Annotated in this window: 18 protein-coding genes; 13 read left to right on the top strand and 5 right to left on the bottom strand. The window is 60.6% G+C overall.

The window, feature by feature from the left end:
* Positions 1-101: 101 nt before the first annotated feature.
* The 5 genes from VGB22_10750 to VGB22_10730 all read right to left on the bottom strand — a co-directional run bounded on the left by VGB22_10750 (position 102) and on the right by VGB22_10730 (position 7,253).
* Entirely contained in the window at positions 102-2,078 is a 1,977-nt protein-coding gene (locus VGB22_10750; GenBank protein ID HEX9751745.1) for a S8 family serine peptidase, read from the bottom strand.
* A 287-nt stretch (positions 2,079-2,365) separates the two neighbouring features.
* Complete coding sequence (locus VGB22_10745) at positions 2,366-3,085, bottom strand: hypothetical protein (protein HEX9751744.1); 720 nt, start codon at positions 3,083-3,085, stop codon at positions 2,366-2,368.
* 65 nt (positions 3,086-3,150) lie between these two features.
* Positions 3,151-4,107: a M23 family metallopeptidase gene (locus VGB22_10740; GenBank protein ID HEX9751743.1), complete on the bottom strand. Its 957-nt coding sequence runs from the start codon at positions 4,105-4,107 to the stop codon at positions 3,151-3,153.
* A complete protein-coding gene (locus VGB22_10735; protein ID HEX9751742.1) occupies positions 4,107-6,014 on the bottom strand; it encodes a hypothetical protein in 1,908 nt (635 codons plus the stop codon). The genes VGB22_10740 and VGB22_10735 overlap by 1 nt, the downstream gene beginning before the upstream one ends.
* Before the next feature lie 270 nt (positions 6,015-6,284).
* Positions 6,285-7,253: a hypothetical protein gene (locus VGB22_10730; protein ID HEX9751741.1), complete on the bottom strand. Its 969-nt coding sequence runs from the start codon at positions 7,251-7,253 to the stop codon at positions 6,285-6,287.
* A 169-nt stretch (positions 7,254-7,422) separates the two neighbouring features.
* Here VGB22_10730 and VGB22_10725 point away from each other — a divergent pair, with 169 nt between their 5' ends.
* The 13 genes from VGB22_10725 to VGB22_10665 all read left to right on the top strand — a co-directional run bounded on the left by VGB22_10725 (position 7,423) and on the right by VGB22_10665 (position 18,418).
* Positions 7,423-8,538, top strand: coding sequence for an aminotransferase class I/II-fold pyridoxal phosphate-dependent enzyme (locus VGB22_10725; protein HEX9751740.1), 1,116 nt, complete (start codon positions 7,423-7,425; stop codon positions 8,536-8,538).
* Between the two features lie 43 nt (positions 8,539-8,581).
* Positions 8,582-9,223, top strand: coding sequence for a superoxide dismutase (locus tag VGB22_10720; protein ID HEX9751739.1), 642 nt, complete (start codon positions 8,582-8,584; stop codon positions 9,221-9,223).
* 581 nt (positions 9,224-9,804) lie between these two features.
* A complete protein-coding gene (locus VGB22_10715) occupies positions 9,805-10,338 on the top strand; it encodes an Rrf2 family transcriptional regulator (protein ID HEX9751738.1) in 534 nt (177 codons plus the stop codon).
* A 27-nt stretch (positions 10,339-10,365) separates the two neighbouring features.
* Positions 10,366-11,145 (top strand): Fe-S cluster assembly ATPase SufC, encoded by a 780-nt coding sequence (sufC, locus tag VGB22_10710; protein HEX9751737.1) that lies wholly within the window; start codon positions 10,366-10,368, stop codon positions 11,143-11,145.
* A gap of 18 nt (positions 11,146-11,163) precedes the next feature.
* Positions 11,164-12,606: a Fe-S cluster assembly protein SufB gene (gene sufB / locus VGB22_10705; protein HEX9751736.1), complete on the top strand. Its 1,443-nt coding sequence runs from the start codon at positions 11,164-11,166 to the stop codon at positions 12,604-12,606.
* Entirely contained in the window at positions 12,606-13,952 is a 1,347-nt protein-coding gene (gene sufD / locus VGB22_10700) for a Fe-S cluster assembly protein SufD (protein ID HEX9751735.1), read from the top strand. The genes sufB and sufD overlap by 1 nt, the downstream gene beginning before the upstream one ends.
* A gap of 2 nt (positions 13,953-13,954) precedes the next feature.
* Positions 13,955-14,281, top strand: coding sequence for a non-heme iron oxygenase ferredoxin subunit (locus VGB22_10695; protein ID HEX9751734.1), 327 nt, complete (start codon positions 13,955-13,957; stop codon positions 14,279-14,281).
* A gap of 17 nt (positions 14,282-14,298) precedes the next feature.
* Complete coding sequence (locus tag VGB22_10690) at positions 14,299-15,555, top strand: cysteine desulfurase (protein HEX9751733.1); 1,257 nt, start codon at positions 14,299-14,301, stop codon at positions 15,553-15,555.
* Positions 15,548-16,051 carry an SUF system NifU family Fe-S cluster assembly protein gene (locus VGB22_10685; GenBank protein ID HEX9751732.1) on the top strand — a complete coding sequence of 168 codons (504 nt, stop codon included), beginning with the start codon at positions 15,548-15,550 and terminating at the stop codon, positions 16,049-16,051. The genes VGB22_10690 and VGB22_10685 overlap by 8 nt, the downstream gene beginning before the upstream one ends.
* Positions 16,048-16,359, top strand: a complete 312-nt coding sequence (locus tag VGB22_10680; protein HEX9751731.1) for a metal-sulfur cluster assembly factor — start codon at positions 16,048-16,050, stop codon at positions 16,357-16,359. Before VGB22_10685 ends, VGB22_10680 begins: the two co-directional genes overlap by 4 nt.
* A gap of 44 nt (positions 16,360-16,403) precedes the next feature.
* Positions 16,404-16,703, top strand: coding sequence for a hypothetical protein (locus VGB22_10675; GenBank protein ID HEX9751730.1), 300 nt, complete (start codon positions 16,404-16,406; stop codon positions 16,701-16,703).
* A 208-nt stretch (positions 16,704-16,911) separates the two neighbouring features.
* Positions 16,912-17,463: a BrxA/BrxB family bacilliredoxin gene (locus VGB22_10670; protein HEX9751729.1), complete on the top strand. Its 552-nt coding sequence runs from the start codon at positions 16,912-16,914 to the stop codon at positions 17,461-17,463.
* A 454-nt stretch (positions 17,464-17,917) separates the two neighbouring features.
* Complete coding sequence (locus tag VGB22_10665) at positions 17,918-18,418, top strand: DUF1772 domain-containing protein (protein ID HEX9751728.1); 501 nt, start codon at positions 17,918-17,920, stop codon at positions 18,416-18,418.
* Positions 18,419-18,668: the final 250 nt, after the last annotated feature.

Raw genomic sequence — 18,668 nt, 5'->3', positions numbered from 1 at the left:
GGGCGGTTTCGGGGGATGGGGGCGTACGCGAGATTTTCGATTCCAGGTGACAGTCTCGGTAAGGTTGTGCAGTCATGCCCAAGGGCACCCGCTCACCTCGTTTAAGGCGAGCACGGATCGCAGAAGACTGCGGGGGCGCTGCGGAAGGCAACGTCGACAAATTTGACCACGTCGAAGACATTGGTCACGCTGTCGCAGTTGGCATCGGTGCGCCCGCTAGGATGGGGGAAGCACGATTCGTCGATAAGGGGAGGGCCGCTGCGGAAGGCGACATCCACTGATTTGACCACGTCGAACACGTTCGTAACCGAATCACAAACCGGGTCGCCCTGACACGGACAGAAGCACCCCTGCAGGGTCACGACCGTGACTGAATGCGTGTCGGCCAGGGAGCCGTCGGAGGCATAAACAGTGAAATCCTGCGTGCCCGCCTGCGAGTAATCGGGGGTGTAGACGATCTCCGCCGTTCCATCGCCATGATCGATCAACATAGCGTTCGTCGCCGGTTCCATCGTCAACGAGGGTTCCGTAAAATTCGAGTCGGATGCGGCAATGGCGACCACCAATGTCTCGGCTTCGACCACATACTGCGTATCGACGTCGGCGATGATCGGCGGGAAGTCGTACGCCAGCGCCTGCAGCGCAACGCGGGCATTGATGCGTCCCCAGCCGTGATAGATATCGAATCCCGGCGTGTCTTCCGAAGGGATGCCGACTTCATCCTCCGCCGACACCCGAATCAGCCGCTTGACCGAGTCGGCGGTGTAGTCGGGACGCATCCCGAAAATGAGTGATGCCAGCCCCGACACATGCGGCGTCGCCATTGAGGTGCCTGAGAGATTCCCATACCCGGTTTGCACTCCCGGACCGCATCCCGTGGCGATGATAAACGTCGGGATCGTGCTCCAGATGTTTTTGCCAGGCGCGCAGACATCGAGATAAGGTGCAAAATTCGATCCGGGCGCACCGCACAGGTCCAATGCACGCCGATCTTGGGAGTCGGTCGCGCCGACCGTCACGACGCCGTCGAACGCGGCCGGATAAAACGGCGTGCCGACACCATCATTCCCCGATGCGGCCACTACCACGACGCCTGCGGCGACGGCGTAGGCGACCGCTGTGCTCTCGGCGGACGACATCCCCGATGATCCCAGCGACATGCTGATGACATCGGCCCCCATATCGGTTGCGTACTCGATTCCGGATGCGACGCCTGCCGCCGATCCGGAGCCGTCATTGCCCAGGACCTTGATGATCATCAACTGGCAGTTCCAATTCAGACCCGCGACGCCGATGCCGTTGTTCCCGATCGCCGCTGCGATTCCCGCCACGTGTGTGCCATGTTGATGGCCATCTTCGACCGACGGGCCGTTGGATTCAAAATTCCAGCCGAAGCGATCATCGATCAATCCATTGCCGTCGTTGTCGAAATCATCGATTTCTTCACCCTCGTTGATCCACAGCCGTCCGATCAGGTCGGGATGGTCGGTGTCCATGCCGGTGTCGAGGATGGCCAGGATTGTCCCCGTGTCTCCCGTAGCGATGGCCCAAGCCGCCTCCATCTCGATATCAGCGCCGGCTGTCCCCGGATCATGGGGGGGTTGGGTGCCGCCGTTGGCCAGTGAGTATTGATGGGTCGCAAAGAACGGATCATCCGGCGTCACGCCCGCCGTGGCGATTCGCGCGACGACATCAAACTCCGCGCGCACTACATCCGGGCTCTTGGTCAGCGTGGACAACAGAGCGTCAGGATCAGTGCCGTCGGGGACATCGATGACGACATAGTCGTGCATGCCCAATTCGGCAGCTTTGATTTGGAGGTCTGCCCTTCGCGGGGACGGCGGAAAAATCTGCCGCAGGGAGGTGACGTGTGCATCGTCGAGGATGCGATCAAACGCGGGCCGCCCCGTGTTCCCCTTGGTCACAAAACCGGCAGCGCCCTGCCACGGCGCCAACCTGACGACAATCCGCGAACGATCATGGTCAGTCGAAGTCGCCTGACTCTGCACCGGCCCCGGCGTCGCCCAAACGGCCATCGCGAGCGCGATTGCTGCGGGTAGCGGGAATCGGGTCGTCATTCCGGTGGACGCAATTGGCAGCATAAGTATTGCAGAATCGAATTGATCGGTCGCCCTGCTGTCACCTTAAGGATCGGCAGAATTCAAGTGTTACTGCTGTACCTCGTGCCGCCTGGATGAAACGCGGATTCACAAAATGGTCGGTAGTGTCAGGCAATCACAATGTGGTAAGGGACACGGCTACGCCGGGTCCGACAGCCCGACCCCGGCAATATAATACGATTTCCCGATTCGGCAACTGGGCAGAAGCTCGGAGAAAGTATCGCCCATTGGCATTCGCCGGGCGCCTATGGGCATCCGCCCGGATACGGAGTGCACTGGCACGGGTCACAGTATTGTGTCGTGCTGCCGTTGCGGAAGGCCACGTCGACTAAGATCACGACGTCAAACACATTGACCACGCCGTCGCAATTGACCTCCTGACGATCAGCGGGGCAATCGCCGTCGGATGTCGCCATCCCGTTGCGAAACGCGACGTCCACCGCCGAGACCACATCAAAGACATTTGTGACTCCGTCGCATACCGGATCGGCATGACAGGCGCATCCGCACGCGCCCGAGAAGTCGGCGCGCACTCCATACCAATAACCGATCCCCGCCTCGTAACCGCTGCTTGAGACCAGCCCGATCGCCGACTGCCCAACCGACGCGTTGATCGAAAAGCCGCTGCTGGCTATTGGTCGTCCGCCGCCGTTGATCGAGCGCCACGGAATCGAATACGACCCCGCCGACTCGACGGTCGCCGGCACTGGCCCCGCCAGCTCCGGCTCACTTTGAACGGGCGCAGATAAGGTCGTGTCGGCAATCTCGGCTGTCGTACCCGGCTGTCCGGGGGTCGAAACCGCTTCCGGACTCACGTCCGCGTTCGGGATTGGCGTAGCCGCCGGATTGGGACGGTCACGGCGAAGTTCGGTGTGGTTGTCGCGCGCGGTTGGTGCTGTCTCGCCGGGCAAGATCGCAATCAAGCCGGCCATGATCACCAGTGCGTATGGTCTGAATCGTTTCATGATCGCCTCACGGTCTCACGTGCGTGTTCCGATCCGATCCCAGGTATTCCGGATCGGATACCGTCCTACGGGCTCGGGCAGCCGCTGACCTGACCATTGCAGTCGTCAATCCAGCCGTGAAAGTATGCGCCGCGCTCGACATGAAACCCGGGACTGAGTGTGATCTTGTTGCCGGCGATGAAGGCCACGCTGGCATCGTCGAGCACTTCATAACCGTTAGCCGAAATCGAATTCGACGCCTGCACCACCCGCACCAGATTCCCCGCAACCGCACTGACGGGCATGAGGATATCCGCCGAACACGAAAAGCTCCCGCATGATCCCGCAATCAAAGTGTCGGATTTCACATAGAATCCCGTCGCCGACCCGCAGACCAGCGGAATGCGCAATTGTGGGTCGGGACCGAGACGATCGTAGAGCACCTCAAAGTGCAAATGGATTCCGCACTGATTGCCGTTGACCACAACGGTCGTATCCGAGGGATCATAGCATGGATCGGCGGGACGATCCCAGGAGGCCCCGCCGCTGGTGTGGCCGACATCGCCCTCGATTCCCAGCAGCGTTCCCGCGCTGACACAGTCGCCGGAGTCGACGAATACGCTGTCCTGCATAAAGTGCGTGTACTTGGTCCACTCTCCGTTGGGGTGTTCGATCCAGACAAAATTATTGCAGCCCGCGCAGGCGGAAACACCGCTCGTAAACGTGTCCGAACAGCATTCCGAATTGACGTCGATCGCCACGCGGACGATCCCCGGCGCGGCGGCACGAATCCGGTGATATCCGCCTTCCGGCACACCGATCATGTCGATCTTGTTGGGCGGCGTATGCGTGTAATGGTCCTGCGTGACCCGTACCGTGTCGCCGGCGTTGTAGGCGGCGCGATACCACTGGTGCGAAATCGGCACTCCTTCGGCGCCGGCCGGACGATCCAACACCGCGCACAACATGGCCGCCGTGAGTCCGCCCAGCACGGCAACGCGAACGCAGGTGCCGTTGCGGCACTGCCGTTGTAGCGTCTCCATTAGTCAATCTCCGTGTTGGCCGATTCCAGTGTCGCAACCCGTTCGCGGAGTTGCGCGTTGTCGCCGGCTGCCGATTCGAGTTGCTTGTTGAGAGCAATAACGTGGAGCGTGAGCTCTTCGATCTTTTCCAGAAGCTTCGTCTGCATCTCTCCCAAGGGCAGTGTGCCCTCTTCAATTTCGCTGGCGGATGGCAGTCCCGGCAGGTGCTTGCGATCTTTGATATGCCGCTCGACCTGATCCAGCGGCATCAGTTCGTAGTCCTCATCGAACACATAGTCCGGCCACGAACCGGAGAGTTGGACTTCCACCTCCTCAAAAAGCGCACGGCCGTCGACGCCAAGAATGTAGTTCGACGAAAAGCTGATGCCCGACGCCCCGATGCCGACCTGCCCGCCATCGGCCTGCAGGTGCAGCATCGCTGACACGCCGTTGTCGCGCGCTATGATTTCATTGTTATCCAGCACAATGTTCGCCGCGTTCGATTGACCCAGGACGAGATAGCCGCTGGCAAACCCGCCGATGGAGGCATCGCTGCCGCCGATGATCTCTACTCGGCTGCCGGTGAAGTATCCCGACAGGTTATTGTCGGAGTGCCCGTAGAGCCCGACACCGTCGTCGCTTGCGCCGTAGACGCCACGGCTGAATGCCCCGCCATTCGCCTCGCCATAGACGCCCCAGCCGCTGCCGGCGTGAGAACCGTACACGCCGATTCCCGTCAGCCCGGTGCCCTTGTTCTCACCGCGCACGGCCGCCGAAAAACTTCCCGCCGATGTATTGTCGAGCACTCCGCGAATGGCCTGGGCATTGGAGCCACTGCTGGTATTGCGACCGTAAATACCGGCGGCGCCCGACAAACCGGTCGTGCCGAATACCGCATGCGTCGAGTTGCTGTTGCCCCAGACACCGTAGCTGGTTTCCGAGAAGCCGTACACGCCCGCGCCGGTGGACGATTCACCGAACACACCGATTCCGGCGCTCGACAACCCATAAACTCCGCGACCCAGAATATTCTGTGACGTACCGTACACTCCCCAACCCCCGCCTTCATGCGAGCCCCAGACACCGACGCCATTGAGGCCGGTCCCGGCATTTTCGCCGCGCACTGCTGCTGCGTACGATCCGGGAGAGGTTGTAGTCAGATGACCATGGACGGCTTTGGCATTGCTCGATGTGCTGCCCGACGACCCGTACACACCCGTTCCCGTCGAACTGCTGCCATACAGGCCGTATCCGGATGTCCCCGCCGCCCCGCGTATGGCGGTCCCGAATGAGCTGCTGGCGTCCACGCCGTACCCGGCGCCGGTCGAGGCCGAAATGAGACCGTCCCCGCCGCCGTCGTTGAAAAACTGCCCCGCCACCGCGCCCATGCTCACACCGAGAACGGCTGGTTCGGTGCTCCCGGCGCTCACTTCGAATCGGCCGCCCCGTCCGCCGCCGGTGTTGACGACTTCGAACGTATTTCCGATCGAACTGCTGGTAATCGTCACGTCGCCGGTAATGTCGCCGCCGGAAGCGCCGTCGACCGTCGAGATCCGATGTGAAAATGGCGTCGATACCAACTGCGTCCGCGGTGTGAGGAGTTGACTCACAAACAGGACTTGCAGCCAACGGTTGGTGCCGGAGAACACCGTGTCGTGCAGCGGCTCAATCGAACCCAGCAGGACATTGAATGTTCCGCCGGTCACCTGCACCGCGGGATTCAGCTCCGCCCACAACACACTCCCGGCGATCTCATCGTCGTAGATGAAAAACCGCATCGAATAGACGCCGTCGGGCACCGGTACCCCCGTGGAGTCGAGCACGATCCCCTGATAGTTGACCAACTGCGGCACGGCGGCCCCGGCCGATCCGGCGGCGATGGCCAGGCATACCATTGCCCCCAACGCCAAAACGATACGATGACGCATACTTCCTCCTCGTGAGGTTACCCGGTTACGACTCTGTGTACTGTCGATGCGTGTGCGAGCGACCGGCCGCTTCAGGGCGGCCGACTAATGCGAAAGATACGGTTTCGGGGCAGGAATGCAACAGGATCACTGCCCGCGCTGGGGAGCGGGGATGACCGGGGGAAACGGAATGGGCGATGTGGCCTGACCGTCCACCAAGGCGGACAAGCTTTTGGTCAGGGCCAGCGCGCACCTGAGGCGCATATGTCAGTTCGGAACGAGCGTGCGCGCCTAATGGGCACAGGGATTACAGAAGGCGTCCCCGATGTCTCCATTGCGGAAGGCGACATCGACGAAGCGGACGACGTCGAACACGTTCGTTGCGCCGGAACAGTCGACATCGGTGGTGAGAAGCGGGCACTGCGGATTCGGATCGGGAATCGGGGCTTCGCTGCGGAAGGCAACGCCGGTTGCGAGAACCACATCGAACACATTGACCGTGCCGTCACACTGCGGGTCGCCGAAGCAGTCGCAGGCGCAAGCATCGCCGCCCGAGGAAATCGTCAACTCTTCGGAGTGTGCCGACCAGTTTCCGGCATCATCTTCGGCGATGAGGAGATAGGTGTAGTCAGTGACGCCATCAGTGGCGGCGTCGATGAAGAATGAATCGGCGACACCGGGATTGCCAAGATTGCCGGTCGGGTCATCCAGACGGCGATAGACGCTGTTGTTGGAGGCGTCGCGCCGGTAGACATGGTAGCTCAGCCCGGGGGTCATGCCCCATGACAAGCGGACTGTCGCCGTAGCGATGACAGCGCCTGTCAATCCGGTCGGCTGCGCGGGAACCGACGTTACAGCCAGTTGCACATCTTCCTGCTGAAAAGAGTTGTCCGGAATCGGTCCTTCATGTCGTAATGCCTGGCCATTGGCGGTGTTCACAAAGTGGAAGTCATACGGATTGCCGGCCGCTTCGGTCGTATAGTTCTGGAAATCGTCGAACCAGTTTCCACTCTCATACCCCGAGCCGACGTTTGTCTCGATGCGAATCTCTTCATCGGTGTTGTCCAGGAATCCCACCCAACGCACATCGTTCGTCCCCGGTGTACTGAGGTCGGCGTTACGGACCACGCCGAAGATCGTGCCCTGGGCCTGAAGCGTTGGGGACCACCAGGCGGTGCCCAATAGTGACATTCCGACGATGATCAGGGGTTTGTTCACGATCCGAACCTGTGCCGCCGCGAACAACGCGCGTCCGCTCATCAATATAATCATTGATGGGGGTGTCGTCGCAACGGTCACGGGGCTGAACACGAAAAATCGGGTCTCAGTTCCTTCGACGGCAGGAAATCCGCCCCGGCCAATCCCGGGAATCCGTATAATGCGGTCCTTCGCGAGTCGGGTCGCAGGGCGGAAATCCCACTCTATGTCCATGAAACCCAGCATGATTCGTCCTCCGTTGAGCACGACGGTTGCGGCGCTGCCGCCGAGCGTGCCGTTCGTTGCACCCGAGGCGATCGAGCGACGCACCGGATCCCCACTTGCCCTGCGCCTGGGCGCCAACGAGAGCGCCTTCGGCATCTCCCCAGGAGCGCAGCAGGCGATGCGCGCCGCGATCGCGCAGACGTCGTGGTATGCCGACCCCGAGAATTACGATCTGCGCGCCGGGCTGGCGGCGCATCACCGGATCGACATCGATCACATCGTCGTCGGCAGCGGTATCGATGGACTGCTCGGCTTGATCGTCCGCGCCTTCGTCGAGCCGGGCACGCACGTCGTGACATCTCTGGGTACCTACCCGACATTCAATTATCACGCAATCGGATACGGCGGCACGCTGCACCGTGTGCCGTATGCCGCCGACGATCGCCAGGATTTGGAGCGTCTGTCGCAGAATGCGCACGCACTCGGTGCGCGCTTGGTCTATCTCGGCAATCCCGACAATCCCTCCGGCACCTGTCACCACGCCGTCGACATTGACGCCTTGTTGAATTCGCTTCCGCCCGATTGCATGCTCGCGCTGGATGAGGCCTATGGCGAATTCGCCTCTGCGGAAGAGGTGCCGGCGATCCGCACGGATGATCCGCGATTAGTTCGGTTTCGGACGTTTTCAAAGGCCCATGGCATGGCGGGCGCACGGATCGCATACGTGATCGCGCACACGGATGTCACGGATGCCGTCAACAAGATTCGCAACCAATTTGAGGTCAATCGGGTTGCTCAAGCGGGAGCGTTGGCTTCTCTGGGGGATCAAGCGTTCATCACATCCGTCATCGACGCAGTCGCCGCAGGGCGACTCGAGTATATGGCACTGGCCGATCGTCTCGGGCTGCCGACGATCGCGTCGTCGACCAACTTCGTCTGCATCGACATCGGCGGCGCCGATCGTGCCCGGGATATTCTGGCGCGCCTTCAACGGCATGGCGTTTTTGTTCGTATGCCGGGTGAAGCGCCGTTGTCGCGCTGCATCCGGGTCACGGTCGGCACCGCGTCGCAGCGCGCGCAGTTTGCGGAAGTTTTCGAAGGAATCGTTAAGGGATCAAGCTGAGCATCGTTATATTGCCCACTCATAATCCAGGGAGGAGCAGCACATGCCGCACACGCTACCCAATCTTCCGTACCCGCACGATGCACTGGAGCCGCACATCGACAAGACGACGATGGAAATCCATCATGGCAAGCATCATCAGGCGTACGTCAACAATCTCAACGCCGCGCTCGACGGCACCGGACTCGGCGACTTGCCGGTGCATCAGTTGATCGCCGATTTATCCAAAGTCCCCGATGCCAAGCGCACAGCGGTGCGCAACAACGGCGGCGGCCACTTCAATCACTCCATGTTTTGGAAACTGATGAAGCCGGGCGGCGGTGGACAACCCAAGGGCGATCTGGAGAATGCGATCAAGAGCGCCTTCGGCGGCTTCGATGGGTTCAAAGAGAAATTCGCGGCTGCGGCCACGACACGATTCGGATCCGGCTGGGCCTGGCTGGGTGTCAAGGACAACTCGCTCTGCGTCTGTTCGACGCCCAATCAGGACAATCCGCTGATGAAGGGGGTCGTCGATTGCGCCTGCACGCCGATCCTCGGGCTTGATGTCTGGGAACACGCGTACTATCTGAAGTATCAGAATCGCCGTCCGGACTACATCGCCGCCTTTTGGAAGGTGATCAACTGGGACGAGGTTGCGAAACGTTTCACACAGGCCATGAGCGGCGCGACAGTCGCCGTGTAGTCTGCGTGCAGTACGAAATCCAAACAGGAAGCGTCCTGCTGACGCTTCCTGTTTCTGTTACCGAACGGCGGTGCCGATCTCCCGTCGGCCGCATTCGGTCACTGACACGAACGGGCTTTAGCACTCCTGCCGCTTTTTCACGGCGTTGACCTTGTGAAACGCGGCTTCTCAGTCGGCGAAACACTCGTAATCGCTCTCCAGAACGCGTGTGTCATACGGTCCTGAGAGATCTGTTGGACATGGTGGCCCTCTTGAGTGTGGCGGTGTTGAGGAACTTCAACCCCCAATTACCAACCATCGACTCTACCTTGACCTTGCCGAACTTCGGTTGGAATGCCTGGAATACAATACGGATGACCATCATCGTTTCCCCTTCTGCTGACTTGACCAAGTTCCGTCTGTTGACAAATCTTTGTGGCCGAATGGCTTGGCCGGACTCTACTCGGCTTCTGGCCTGACTCAAGTGGGATCACGGACCGGTTTCTACTTGACTTGTCAGAAAGCCACGATTCCTCTTCACAAATAGATTACTGTTTCGTATACTATATAGACGGCCAAGAGTGGCCAGACGAGATAAACGCATGAAGATCAGCGCCTTAGAAGAGTACGGGTTGCGGTGCCTGCTTCAATTAGGGCGGGCGCAGGACAAACATTCGCTGACGATTAATGAGATCGCCGAGGCCGAAGGGATTACCGTCGCCCATGCGCGCAAATTGCTTATGGTACTCCGCGAAGCCGACCTCGTCGAAAGTGTGCGCGGGCGCTCCGGAGGGTATGTCCTGAAGGGGAATCCGACCGAAATCAGTGTCGGGCGCGTTCTTGAGTTGCTGGGCGGGCGGATGTACGACGCTGACTTCTGCGGTCGGCACGCCGGGCAGGTTTCGATTTGCGTAAACTCCGGCGCTTGCTCGGTGCGGTCGCTGTGGGGTATCCTTGACGGCCTTTTCGGTGGGGTTTTGCACCGGATCCGCTTGGCGGATCTGATCGATGGCGAGGCGCAGGCGACGGTGGCGCTGCACCGCCACTTGAAAGACACGGTCGAAGAACTGTTGGCTCGAAACACACGGCCGCCAGAACGGTTTGAACTGAGATCCGACATCGAGTCGGTGAACTAAGGGGTAACGATGGGAGTGAACGATACGATGACCCACAATGAAGCAGTCTTTCGCTGTGAGAATGTCCACGTGGAGATCGAGGGCAAGGAGGTCGTCAAAGGCGTTTCGCTTGCGATCCGACCTGGCGAAATTCACGCGCTGATGGGCCCCAACGGGTCGGGAAAGAGCACGCTGGCCAACGCGCTGGCGGGGCACCCGTCCTATGAGTTGACCAAGGGCAAAGTCTTCATCGACGGCGAGGATGTCACCGAGCTTGATCCGCACGAAAAGGCGCGCAAGGGCATGTTCCTCGCTTTTCAATACCCGGTCGCGGTACCGGGCGTGACAGTCGCCAACTTCATGCGTTCGGCCTTGAAAGCGATCACCAACAACGACGAGGAACGGCTCAAGGGATTTCGTCGGACGCTGCTCGCTGAATTCGAAAAGCTCAGCATCGATCCGGGTTTTGCGACGCGCTATGTCAATGATGGCTTCTCCGGCGGCGAAAAGAAGCGTCTGGAAGTTCTCCAGATGGCGGTGTTGCAGCCGAAAATCGCGCTGTTGGACGAAACCGATTCGGGATTGGACATCGACGCGCTGAAGATTGTCGCGCACGGCATCAACGAAGTCGTCGCGCGCAACGTGGGCGTGCTCCTGGTCACGCACTACCAACGCATACTGAATTTCGTCAAACCCCAGTACGTGCATGTCTTCTACGACGGGCGCATCGTTCGTTCGGGCGGACCCGAACTGGCCGCGACACTGGAGGAGAAGGGGTACGACTGGATCATCAACGAGGTCAACGCAGTCGCCGCCGCGGTGGCATAAGGAAGGGAGCGCGGCATTATGACTGAACTTTCGAAAACACGGCACGTCCAAAAGCAAAACGACATCAGCGTTCGCGAGGACTACGCGACCCGTTATGGGTTCGCCGATCCGGAGGAGTACTTCCATCGGGCGCCGGTTGGTCTCAATCACGAAGTCGTGGAGATGATTTCGCAACTGAAGCATGAACCCGATTGGATGCGGCAGTTCCGGCACGCATCACTCGATACGTTTCTCGCCAAGCCGATGCCCACCTGGGGCGACACCGCCCTGTTGAATTCGATTGAATTCGACAAAATCCGCTACTTTGTCCGTTCCAGCGAAAAGCAGGAAACCAATTGGGATGATGTCCCCGCGTACATCAAGAAGACGTTTGATCGTCTCGGTATCCCCGAAGCGGAACAGAAGTTCCTGGGCGGCGTCTCGGCGCAGTATGAATCCGAAGTGGTCTACCACTCGATGCGCGACGATCTCACCAAACAGGGAATCATCTTCAAGGATATGGATACCGCTCTGCGCGAGAACGAAGACATCGTCCGCGAGCACTTCGCTTCGGTCATTCCGATGGCCGACAACAAATTCGCGGCACTCAACTCGGCGGTCTGGTCCGGCGGATCCTTCATCTATGTCCCGCCCGATACGGAAGTGAAGGTGCCCCTGCAGGCGTACTTCCGCATCAACGCCAAGAACATGGGGCAGTTCGAACGGACGCTGATCATCGCCGATCGGGGCGCGCGTGTGCATTACATCGAGGGCTGCACCGCACCGGTCTACTCGACCGACTCGCTGCACTCGGCGGTCGTCGAATTGATAGCGCTCGACGGCGCGTACATCCGTTATACGACCATCCAGAACTGGTCCAACAACGTTTACAATCTGGTCACCAAGCGCGCTGTCGCACACAAGGACTCCACCGTCGAATGGGTCGACGCCAACCTCGGCTCGAAGCTGACCATGAAGTTTCCCTGCGTGTACCTGATGGGCGAACGCGCCAAGGCCGAGATTCTCTCGGTGGCGTTTGCCGGTGATGGCCAGCATCAGGACGCCGGCGCCAAGGTGATTCACGCCGCGCCGAACACCACCTCGCGGATCACGTCGAAATCGATTTCGAAGGGGACCGGCCGTGCCTCCTATCGCGGGCTGGTGAAGGCATACCCGAACGCCACCAACTGCAAGGTGTCGGTCGAGTGCGACGCACTGCTGCTGGATGAAAGCGCGCGGTCGGACACGTACCCGACCATGGAAATCGCCTCTGAGGATGTCCGCATCGAGCACGAGGCGCGCGTCAGCAAGATCGCCGAAGAACAGATCTTCTATCTGCAGAGCCGCGGCCTCTCCGAGGATGAGGCGCGCATGCTGATCGTCAATGGATTCTTCGAGCCGTTCGTCAAGCAGCTCCCGATGGAGTACGCGGTCGAGATGAACCGGCTCATCGAACTGGAAATGGAAGGATCAGTCGGCTAATGGCGACATTGACACAACAGCGTCCCACACCAAAAGCCGTGCCGACAAACGGCGACGCGACTCTCGATCGGATCGCCGCGCTCTACCGAGAGCCGGAGTGGCTGACGCGCGCCCGACGGGATGCCTTGGCGGCATACGCAGGTTCAGCGCTGCCCGATCGCGTCACGCATCTTTGGCGTTATACGGCGCCCGAGCAGTTCATCCCGCAAGATGGTGCCGCGGCGCTCGCCGCACCATCGGCTTCCGGGAAACGTGAATTTCCGTCCGTGCTCGCCGACGAACTCGGGCCGGAATCGGTCGCGGCGGCCGCGTACATCCGTGAAGGTCTGGTCTGGAAGACGGCGGTCGACGAGGAACTCTCGCGCGCGGGTCTGCTGATCATGGACCTGCACGAAGGTGCGCGGCAGAAGCCGGAGTTGGTGCAGCAGCATCTCGGGTCGCTGATCGGCGCCGACTTCGGGAAGTTCGAAGCGTTCACCAATGCCGCCTGGTCGGGCGGGTTGTTGGTTTATGTCCCGCGCGGTCTGGAATTGTCGCGTCCGGTGCACCTGGTCACGGCGCAGCCGGTGCATCTCACCGACGTCGCTGGTCGGCTGCTCGTAATAGTCGACGAAGGCGCGTCGCTGACGTTGATCGATGAATACGGAGACGGTGCAGCGGCGTCCATCCCGCAGCGCACACATCATATTGTCGAGGCATTCGTCGGACGCGGCGCGCGTTTCACTTATGCACCGATCCAAAACTGGAATCGCAATACGACGTCGTACATGACCCAGCGCGCGCGCCTGGATTCGGATGCGCGCATCGACGTTGTGATGACGTCGATGGGCGGCGCCTCGGCAAAAGTCGATTGCGGCACGATCCTCTCTGCGCCCGGCGGTGAAAGCAACATCTACGGGCTGGCGATCGGCGACCAAAGCCAGCGCTTCGACCATCACACCGTGCACCGGCACGCCTCCGGTCGGACGCGCAGTGATCTGAAGTTCAAGGTTGCGCTTCGCGACAATGCCGATTCGGTCTATACCGGCCTGATTCGGATCGATGAGAAGTCGGCGTTTTGCGAAGCATATCAGGAAAACCGCAACCTGATTCTCTCGCCGAAGGCGAAGGCCGAATCGATTCCCGAATTGGAGATTCTCAATAACGAGGTCCGCTGCTCGCACGGGGCCACGGTCGGGCGCATCGACGAGCAGGAAATTTTCTACTGCGAATCGCGCGGGATCGACCGCGCCGAGGCCATCCGCTTGATCGTGGCAGGATTCATCGAGCCGATCGTGCAGCATGTCCCCGACATTGCACAATCGCGCCTGCGATCGACGATTATCCGCCGTTTGGAGGAACGCTGAGTATGCCGTCGACAGAGGTCAGTCTCGGCAAAGTCGCCGATGTCCCCGTGGGACAGGCGCGCGTAGTCGAGGTCGCCGGCACACGGCTGGCGGTCTGCAACGTCGGCGGGACGATCCATGTCGTCGACGACCGCTGCACACACGACGACGGTCCCCTGGGTGCCGGGACATTGTACGGCCACGCAATCGAATGCCCGCGTCACGGCGCGCGCTTCGACGTGCGCACCGGCGCGGTGTTGCGCATGCCGGCGGCCTATCCGGTCCGTGCTTATGACGTGCGTGTCGACAACGGCGAGATATTCGTTGATTTGGGAGATGATGCCGCGTGACGACCCTGACGGCAAAAATGCCACGTCCGGCAGAACCGCAGGCGGCCTACGACGTCGCCAAAGTCCGCGCCGATTTTCCGATTCTGTCGCGTTCGATCCACGGCAGTCCGCTGGTCTATCTCGACAGCGCGGCGACATCGCAAAAGCCCCATGCGGTCATCGATACGATTTCCGAGTTCTATCGCACGACCAACGCCAATGTCCACCGCGGGGTTTACGCGCTCTCCGCGCAGGCGACCGACAAATACGAGGGTGTGCGCAAAAAAGTCGTCCGTCTGATCGGAGCCAAACAGACCGAAGAGATCGTCTTTACGCGCAACACGACAGAGGGGATCAATCTGGTCGCGCAATCGTGGGGCGCGGCCAATCTTGTGCCCGGCGACGAAATCCTGCTGTCCGAAATGGAGCACCACAGCAATCTGGTGCCTTGGTATCTGATCGCCAAGCGCACTGGCGCGGTCGTTCGGTTCCTGCCGATCACCGATGACGGATGTCTGGATCTGAGGCAATGGGATACGCGGTTCACATCGCGCACCAAGGTCGTGTCGTTGACCGCTGTCTCCAATGTCCTGGGAACGATCAATCCGATTGCCGAGATCGCGCGCCGCGCCCACGACGACGGCGCATTGGTGATCGTCGATGCCGCGCAGGCAGTGCCGCATACCCGCGTCGACGTTGCCGATTGGGATGCCGACTTTATCGCCTTCTCATCGCACAAGATGCTGGGACCGACCGGAGTCGGTGTTCTCTATGGCAAACGCGCGTTGTTGGAACGTCTTGAGCCGGTCTTGGGCGGCGGCGACATGATCCGCACCGTGACTTTCGAAGGCGCGACTTGGAATGATTTGCCGTGGAGGTTCGAAGCGGGCACACCCAACTTTGCCGACGTCGTCGGATTTGGCGCCGCCATCGACTATCTGGAATCGTTGGGAATGGATGCAGTCCGCCGTCACGAGCGTGAGCTGACACGTTATGCCCTGGATCGACTCGGCGAGCTGCCGGAGCTTCGCATTTTCGGCCCGTCCGACCCCGAGCGGCAGGCAGGAGTCGTTTCATTCGTGCACAACACGCTGCACGCGCACGATCTCGCCACTATTCTGGACCGGCGCGGGGTGGCGGTGCGCGCCGGGCATCACTGCGCGCAGCCATTGATGGAACGGCTCGGCCAGAGCGCCACCTTGCGCGCGAGTTTTTATGTCTACAACAACCGCGAGGATGTCGACCGCCTCGTCGATGCGCTCCAGTTCGCGGGGGAGTATCTGAGCCGTGGCTGACGTGTTCAACAAAGAGGACGTCGAGCTCGACGCACTGTATCGCGATACGGTGCTCGATCATTACCGTTCGCCGCGCGGACGGCATCCACTGGACCGTATCGATGCGACACGCGCCGGATACAATCCGCTCTGCGGCGACCGGCTGACCGTCAGCTTAAAGCTCGATGGTGAAACGATCGCCGGTGTCGCCGTCGACGGCAAGGGCTGCGCGATCTCGATGGCCTCCGGCTCGATGCTTTCGGAGCTGTTGCCCGGCAAAACGATCTCCGAGGCGCACGCGCTGGGGGAGGCCTTCCGCGGCATCATGCATGGCCGGCCCGCTCCGGCCGATCTGGATATGGGCGACCTGGATGCTCTGGAAGGTGTCCGCAATTTCCCGGTGCGCGTCAAATGCGCCCTGCTGGCCTGGGTGACCATGGACGATGCTCTGAGACGTGTCGAACTGGGGGATGATCCGTCGACCGGCGTCACCGTGACCGAAGAGGGGAATTCGTGATCGTCAACGAAGACATCGTCCGCGAGGCGCTCAAGGGCGTGATCGACCCCGAAATCCGGCTGAGCGTCGCCGATCTGGGGCTGATATACGGTGTTGACTTGGACAACGACGGACGCAATGTGTCGGTGCGCATGACGCTGACCACGCCCGCGTGCCCCTATGGGCCGCAACTGGTCAACGACGTGCGCCAGACAGTCGCCAATCTGCCCGGCGTCGATACGGCCGAAGTCCGGGTCGTCTGGGACCCGCCGTGGGATCCGCGCACGATGGCGACCGATGAGATCAAGGACAAGCTGGGGATCTGGTAGGACATGCCATTGCGTATGTTGAACCACTTTCACGGGGGGGTGTCGTGAGTTCATCCGTCAGTGCGGTCTTGATGCAGATTCACGATCTGCTGCATGAGGCGCTGGCCAATGTCGAGATGCCGATCGGCGAAGGCCGAGAGCTGATCGATCGCGTAGTGCAGGCCGAGAATGATTACCAGAGCGGTTCGTTGTCGCAGTCGGACATGGAAGAATTGATCGAGGAGATCGGTGAAGGGATCGAAGAGGCGATCGCGAAGGAAGAAGCCAACAACAATCCTCACGCGGCCGTCATGCAAGTCCGCGAACTGCTCAACCAGCTCTCGGAGATGGCCGAATCCGATTGAGTAGTGTTCATGGGACTACGCGGGTGAACAGTACTGGGCTTTGCCCCGTCACGCTGGGCTGCGATCCGGCTTGATGCAGCGTGTGGCGGCGACCTTGGTCCGGGCCTCATAATGACTTGGTGTGCCGGTCAGCCCTTGGGCTGACCAGCACGGAACGCGATCTGTAGAGGGTTGTTGTTAATGAAAGGGTGATGATTGCATGAGCGACATGCCGATTTACACGTCGGATGAAATCACGCGCATCCTCGACGCCATGCGCACGGAACTCACGCACGTCAATGTGCGGGAGTTGTCGACGCCTCAGGCCGTCGCGGAGGCGTTTGAGCAGAAGGGCGGGACGACGCTGTTGGTGGTCAATTCGGTCTGCGGCTGTGCTGCGGGCAACGCGCGCCCCGGTGTCGCTCTGGCGCTGCAGAACTCGGTTATCCCCGACCACAGTTATACTGTCTTTGCCGGACAAGACCGCGAGGCGACGCAGCGTGCCCGCGAGTTCTTGCCCGAGCAGCCGCCCTCGTCTCCCTCGATTTTCCTGTTCAAAGACGGCAACCTCGTTTACGCGATGCACCGCCACATGATCGAAGGACGCACCGCCCGCATGGTCGCCTACGATCTGGTGCGCGTCTTCAACGAACACTGCAAAGCCAAAGGCCCCTCGGTCCCGCCCGACGTCTTCGCCAAGTCTCCGTCCGTCCGCGTCTGCGGCTCGACCATCCCCACGCGGGAGGAGATGGAGCAGATGATGGCGGGGGGCGGGTATTAGATCACACTAATGTGTGTCTTCTGAGAATAAACGTTTGACTACCTGCGTGGCCTGGACCTTGGGGCGTGTTGAAAAGGCCCAATTTGATGTCACCCCGAGCGGAGCGAGGGGTCTCGATGCGCGCGTGGCCGCCGACAGCGCGTTGGAGATTCCTCGCTTCGCTCGGAATGACCCGAATGATTATTCCCATGAAACTCGATAATGTGGGTTCCAATGGGTTTTACAACACTCCCCAAGGTCCGGGCCACCCCCTCATGATACTGCACATAGAAAAGGGCGCGGATTTGTGGCCCTGACGCCCTCGTCAGGGCATGCATTGTGCTCGTTCGAACGTGGGTTACGCGAGCCCTGATCCCTCGACTTTGCTCGGGACGGTCCGGGGGTCTGGGCCACAACGAAGGCAACGTTTGCTACGGAGGACATGATGTCATGGCGCGCAAGATCGACTCGGACATTGCTTTGGATCTCTGTACTTGCTTGGGGCGTATTGGTCGGCGGCAAACTGTTTGACCTGCGCGTGCTGGTCGGCGCGTGGAGCGCCTCACCTCCCGAATCGCTCAACCTGTTGCCCTACGGGCCCCATTTCCCGGTCGACACGGGCGAGTATTTCTTTCCGAGTTCGGTCGCGCTGCTACTATGCTCATTCGCCGCCCTGATCACCGGATGGCAAACGCCGTGGAGGTATCGCATCTGGCTCATTCTGCCGGCAATCATGATGCTGGCAATACTGATCTTCACGGTTTCCGCATTCTGGCCGCGCAATGCGGCCCTGTGGGCTGTTGCGCAGGGGTTCCCCGGGGCGATCCAAGACCCTGCGGAAGTTGCCGAAATGGTTCGTCAGTGGGTCAGTTGGGACTGGATTCGTGTGGCGATGGGATTCGTGGGTTACGCATCTTCGGTTCGGGCGATCAGTGTTTCGTTTCCCGGGACGACTGCGGATGTGCCCAAGAACTGAAGTGGGGACGATGCGTGACCCGGACGGGATCGTCAGGGCCCGAGTCATAGAGTGTGTAGGGGCACGGCGAGCCGTGCCCTCGCCAATAGAACACAAAAGCACTGGGCACGGCACGCCGTGCCCCTACGAATACGACAAGAAACGCAAAAGGGCGGGTTTGAAACCGCGCCTGCTGATAGCAATCTGTAGGGGCGGGGTCTCCCCGCCCCATTCGTTGGACACCACGGAAAAGGGCGCGGTGACCGCGCCC

The organism is Candidatus Zixiibacteriota bacterium (assembly GCA_036397555.1).
Lineage (GTDB): Bacteria > Zixibacteria > MSB-5A5 > WJJR01 > WJJR01 > DATKYL01.
This window is presented reverse-complemented; position numbering and strand designations above follow the sequence as displayed.